Here is a 5,421-nt window from a genome sequence, read left to right as displayed (position 1 = left end):
GGTGCATGACGGTGTGTTTGCCGCCGAACAGCTTGCCAAGCAGACGCACGATCTGGTGATTCTCGATCTCGGCCTGCCGGGCATCGACGGCATGACGTTGCTGTCGCAGTTTCGGACACGCGACCGTGCTACGCCGGTGCTGATCCTGACCGCGCGCGATGGCCTGCTCGACAAGGTGAACGGCCTGAATGCCGGTGCGGACGACTACCTGCTCAAACCGTTTGAGATGCTTGAACTGGTGGCCCGCGTGCAGGCCTTGTTACGCCGGCGTGCTGATCCGACCGAACCGGTCGCACGCCCTGACGTTCTGGTCGGCCGGCTGCGCATGAGCGGTGTCGAGCGGCGCATCTTTGTCGAAGCGGCACCGCTGGAACTGTCGCCGCGTGAGTTTGCCGTGCTGGAGTTGTTGATGCTGCGGCAGGGTCGCGTGGTCAGCAAAGTGCAATTGCAGGACCACCTTGCCAGCTTCGGCCATGCCATTGGTGAAGCCAGTCATGACGTGGTGGGGGATACCGCCATCGAGGTCTACGTACACCGGGTGCGCCGCAAGATCGAACATTCCGACGCCGAGATCGTCACCGTGCGCGGTTTCGGCTATTTGCTGCAGGCACGCGGCGCGGCAGCCTAACCCTCCTCTCATGTTCAAGCGCCACCGTCCCGCTGCCCTGCGCGACTCAGCCGCGCCAGCAACGGGAACGTCCACCAACGCCACCGTCAGCCTGCGCCTGCATCTGCTGCGCGCGCTGGCGACCCCGCTGTTCGGCCTAGTGGTCGGTACCGGTGCACTGTCATATTGGCTGGCGGCACACTACACCACGCAGGTGTTCGACCGCGCGCTGGTGGGTGTGGCCAATACGTTGGCCGAGCAGATCCGCATTGCGGGTCCGCACGTGCCTGAGGCCAAGCTGTACGACATTGAGTTGACCGCACAGACGCTCGTGCAGAACGGTGGCGAAGACCGCATCTTCTGGCGTATCGCCGGGCCCAGCGGCACGTTGGCTGGACGCGACACGCTGCTCGGCTACGGCTCGGGCCAAGTCCGTATTGGCGACGCGCGTGTGTTCTACAGCTGGGTCGACGGCAAACAGGTGCGCGCCGTGCACCTGCTGGTGCCAGGCGTCAGCGCCGAGACACCCAAGCCGCGCTCGCCACGCCAGCCCACGCCACCCGACCCGGCAGACGACGTCACACGCCCCGCCCTCGCCCCCACGCAGGCGCAGACGGCCCCCGCGCTGAACCCAGGCACACCACCTTATGCCGGGCAACCCGAAGACGGCATCGTCGTAGAGGTGGCAGAACTGCTCGACCACCGCGACACTGCGGCGAAAGAAGTGCTGCTATCGGTGTCGATTCCGCTGATCGTGCTGCTGGCCGTTGGTGGCTTGATTCTTTCGCTGGTGCTCAAGGAAGAGCTGCAGCCGCTGCAAACGCTGGCCGACACGCTCAACGAGCAGAGCGCGCAATCGGTGACACCCCTGCCGCCGGACTCCGCGCAACGCGTACCCGCTGAACTGCAGCCGCTCATCAACGCAATGAATGCGCTGCTCGCTCGCCTGCGCGATGCCCTGGAAGCGCAGCGCACCTTCATCGCCGATGCTGCGCACCAGTTGCGCACACCGCTTACGGCATTGAAGCTGCACGCCGATCGCGCTGTCGATGCCAAGACATTGGAAGACGCGCGGCCCGCGTTGCTGGAGCTGCAGTCGGGCGCCAACCGTGCAGTCCGTCTATCCAACCAGCTGCTGACACTGGCGCGCGCGGAGCCAGGCATGACGCTCGATCAGTTGGGGCCACCAACGCGGGTCGACCTGGTATCCCTTGCGTTTGATACCGGCGCGCAGTGGGTACCGCGTGCACTGGCGCGCGGGTTGGATCTTGGTTTCGAAGCCTGGCCGCAGGAAGCCGCCTCGCCAGGTTCATTGCAGGCGCCAGTACTGGCCAACGCAGTGTTGCTGCGTGAAGCCATCAACAACCTGCTCGACAACGCCATCAAGTACGTGCCCACCGGAGGACGCATCACCTTGCGCGCCGGCATGGAAGCCGACGCCGCTTCGCGCTGGTGGGGTGTGGTCAGCGTGGAGGACAACGGCCCGGGCATTCCGCACGAGCGCCGCGGCGAGGTGTTCCAGCGCTTCTTCCGCGGCGATGCGGATCACCTGCCCGGTCAGCCCCAAGGCAGCGGCCTGGGCCTGGCCATCGTGCACGACATCGTGCGCCTGCACGGCGGCACGGTCGCCATTGATGACGCCATCGCGCGCGACGGTTGCCGCGTGATGCGCTTTGTCTTGCGCTTGCCGTTGGTGAACGAATCCGTCTGAGCGACGGACCCGCTGCTTACTTCTTCTTGGTCTTCTCGGGCCGGGCCAGCATCGTGCCGCGGCACTTCTTTGCGCCGCAACGGCACGCGAACTGTTCCCGCAACGCCTTGGTCTGGCGGCCTTCAATGACGAGGCCGTAGTCATAGAACAGCTCTTCACCGGGTTCGATGTCGCGCAGCGCGTGAATGAAGACGCGGCCGTCCTTTTCACGTGCCTCGCAGTTCGGCTTGCACGAATGGTTGATCCAGCGCGCACGGTTGCCGCCAAATTTGGCGTCAATCACGCTGCCGTCTTCCAGGCTGAAGTAGAACGTGTGATTCGGGTCGGACGGATCGTGCGGATGGCGGCGCAGCGCCTCCTTCCATGAGATGTGCTCGCCCTTGTATTCGATGATCTTCTTGTTCTTGGCGATAGGTGCGACGGCATATACGCCGCGCCCATGCACGCCCGATTCACGCACTTCGATGCGATCACGGCGCCGCAGTTTGGCCGGGGCTTGCGGCGCGGGCGAGGACTCAACCAGGACCGGCGTGGCATCAGGGGACGAGCGTGTCATAAGGCGTTGAGGCGAAAACAGAAAACGTCGATCAGCGAAGCCGTGAGCCTACACCAAAAGCATGGCAACTCGACACGTGCTGCCACCCCGTGCAATCCACCACATGTGGATAACCAATGTGGACAAGTTGTGTGGATAACCCCGCCTGCCGCTGTGGATAACTACCAGCAAAGGATGTGGGCTGTCTGTGGCTGCCCTGTCGATGGTGTGGGCACAAGTGATGGGGTTGCCGGCAGGGGGTCTGGCGAAACCCGCAAGTCATCCACGCCAGGGCACACACTGTGCAAGTGGTTTTGCTTGCAGCAAGTCATTGAACCCAAAGCGCTTTTTGTGGTTATCCACAGAAGATATCCACCGTTATCTACTACTACTATCTGTATACATAAAGAAAAAGGTAAACCCATCGATCGACTTGCGTCGCTCCTATCAACGACGAGCAAACCAGTCCCAAAGCAAAACGCAATGTGTCGATCCTGATGTGATGACCCCGCCTCGCAAGGCTGGCACCATGCGGGTTTGCGGAACCCGCGTGCCATGGGCCGTTACAAAGCTCAGATGCCGTCGGCAACCGCATGCCGGTATCATGTCGCCCTTGGAGCCGCCCCCCGGAGGCTCTGATGTGTGTTTTATCTACTCTTGAAGGGAGTCAAGCAATGACGAAAACCGAACTGATCGACGCCATCGCCAGCGGCGTAGACGGTCTGACCAAGGCCAAGGCCGAGCAGGCACTGAACGTGACCCTCGCGGCCATCATGGAATCCGTTGGCAAGGGTGATGCGGTCAGCCTGATCGGCTTTGGTACCTTCAGCCAGGGCGAGCGTGCCGAGCGTATGGCTCGCAACCCGCGCACCGGCGAAGAAATCAAGGTGGAAGCTGCCAAGACCGTCAAGTTCAAGGCCGGCCAGAAGTTCAAGGACGCCGTCAACGTTTAAGTTGATGACAACCTTGGCGTGTAATCAGCCTGTCTGGTTTCTCGCCAACGACGTGGCATGCCAATGCATGTGTGACCAGCCCGCAGCGCTGGCGTACCACGTCGAAGGGCCTGTCTCCCAGTCAGGCCTGATCTGACCCTCCCACACATGCTCCGCCCCTTCCAGCGCGTTCTGCGCATCACGCTTCCGATTCTTTTCGTTGTCCCCGTCGTCTGGATTGCCGGCTGTACGACACCGCCAGCGCGTCCGCAGGCCGAGCCGCTACCTGACAACGAGGTCGTGCAGACCACGCCCGGCGCCACACCGCGCCAGAAGATGATCGAGATTGCGCTGACCGAATGGGATCGTTGGGGGCGCCAGGTGGTGCGTGTGGGGCGTGACGATACGTATTGCGTGACGGGAGGCGGTTTCCCCGACCAGCCGCAAGGTCGGTGGCTGACTCAGGACGATCCAACACCCGTACCGTCCGATGAAGAGGCCGGCACGGATAGGCCGCCGCTGCCGAAGCCGCAAGCGACCACCGCTGTCGTCCAGTCGCCCATACCGTGCCTGCGCTATCCCGACGGCACCGGTGGTGAGGCGACTGCGCGCGGCTGCGTGCTAGCCAAGCGCTACTGGGCCATCGTCGGCAAGACACCGACCTGCCAGCAGCTGACCACAGGCGGTTGGGCTTGGTCTGCGGTGTTCATCTCGTGGATCATGCGCAAGGCGGGTCTGCAGAACGACCAGTTCCTGACAGGCGCAACGCACGCCGAGTACGTGACCGACGCGCGTGACCACCTGCTTCGCCATCCAGCGTTCGTGCTTGAACGCACACCCGCGGTACCGCGCCCTGGTGACCTGATCTGTACCGCGCGTGGCGCTGACCGCTTCATGACGGATCCAGCCGAGATTCGCTCGGGTATGACCCCCATGCACTGTGACCTTGTGGTCGAGGTGGATCCGGTGCGCCACGAGGTCAAGTCAATCGGTGGCAATGTGCAGCAATCCGCCTCGATGAGCATTACCGAGTTGAACGACGCCAATCAGGTGGACCCCTACACAAACTCGGTCATGCAGTGGATGGTGATCTTGCGCAATCAACTGCCTTAGCAGTGCGCGGTAGACCATTTGACGTTTGCCGCAAATTAATTAACATGTGAAGCAACCAGGCGCCGGCAATCCGACCAGCGCCACGACCAGGAGACAGGTCATGACGGTGCTTTCGCTTTTTCCCGATGCCGGATCGGATATTCAGGCCAATCGCCCCGCCTGGTGCGGTCAACGCGAATGGGCTGCACGCGTGAAGTTGGCGGCGTGCTACCGCATCTTTGCGCACCTCGGCTGGACCGAGCTGATCTACAACCACATCACGCTACGCCTGCTGCCTGAGGACAGCACCAGCGAGGATGGTGGCCCCCACTTCCTCATCAATCCGTTTGGTCTGACGTATGCCGAGGTCTGCGCGTCAAACCTCGTGAAGATCGATCTGCAAGGCAACGTGCAGCGCATGGCCGGCCAACCGGACTGGCCAGTCAATCCGGCCGGCTTTACGGTGCACGCGGCCATCCATGCCGGCATTCCGGGCGCGCATTGCGTCATGCACACGCATACCACCGCCGGTATGGCTGTGGCC

6 protein-coding genes are annotated in these 5,421 nt (G+C 62.8%); 5 read left to right on the top strand and 1 reads right to left on the bottom strand.

Translation table 11 applies throughout. The annotated features are described in order from the left end of the window. Both JHD73_RS26295 and JHD73_RS26290 read left to right on the top strand, forming a co-directional pair. On the top strand, positions 1 to 628 hold a 628-nt coding region (locus tag JHD73_RS26295; protein ID WP_199033092.1), incomplete at its 5' end, for a response regulator transcription factor. A 10-nt stretch (positions 629 to 638) separates the two neighbouring features. Continuing rightward, positions 639 to 2,318: a sensor histidine kinase gene (locus JHD73_RS26290; RefSeq protein ID WP_199033091.1), complete on the top strand. Its 1,680-nt coding sequence runs from the start codon at positions 639 to 641 to the stop codon at positions 2,316 to 2,318. A 16-nt stretch (positions 2,319 to 2,334) separates the two neighbouring features. On the opposite strand, the gene JHD73_RS26285 is transcribed toward JHD73_RS26290, so the two are convergent. Then, positions 2,335 to 2,874: an SET domain-containing protein gene (locus JHD73_RS26285; RefSeq protein ID WP_199033090.1), complete on the bottom strand. Its 540-nt coding sequence runs from the start codon at positions 2,872 to 2,874 to the stop codon at positions 2,335 to 2,337. A 653-nt stretch (positions 2,875 to 3,527) separates the two neighbouring features. On the opposite strand from JHD73_RS26285, the gene JHD73_RS26280 reads away from it, so the two are divergent. The 3 genes from JHD73_RS26280 to JHD73_RS26270 form a co-directional block, all read left to right on the top strand. Then, positions 3,528 to 3,806: an HU family DNA-binding protein gene (locus JHD73_RS26280; RefSeq protein ID WP_199033089.1), complete on the top strand. Its 279-nt coding sequence runs from the start codon at positions 3,528 to 3,530 to the stop codon at positions 3,804 to 3,806. 147 nt (positions 3,807 to 3,953) lie between these two features. Beyond that, a complete protein-coding gene (locus JHD73_RS26275) occupies positions 3,954 to 4,898 on the top strand; it encodes a DUF2272 domain-containing protein (protein WP_199033088.1) in 945 nt (314 codons plus the stop codon). 100 nt (positions 4,899 to 4,998) lie between these two features. Then, on the top strand, positions 4,999 to 5,421 hold a 423-nt coding region (locus tag JHD73_RS26270), incomplete at its 3' end, for a class II aldolase/adducin family protein (protein WP_199033087.1).

The organism is Ralstonia sp. ASV6 (assembly GCF_016429285.1).
Taxonomy (GTDB): domain Bacteria; phylum Pseudomonadota; class Gammaproteobacteria; order Burkholderiales; family Burkholderiaceae; genus Ralstonia; species Ralstonia flaminis.
This window is presented reverse-complemented; position numbering and strand designations above follow the sequence as displayed.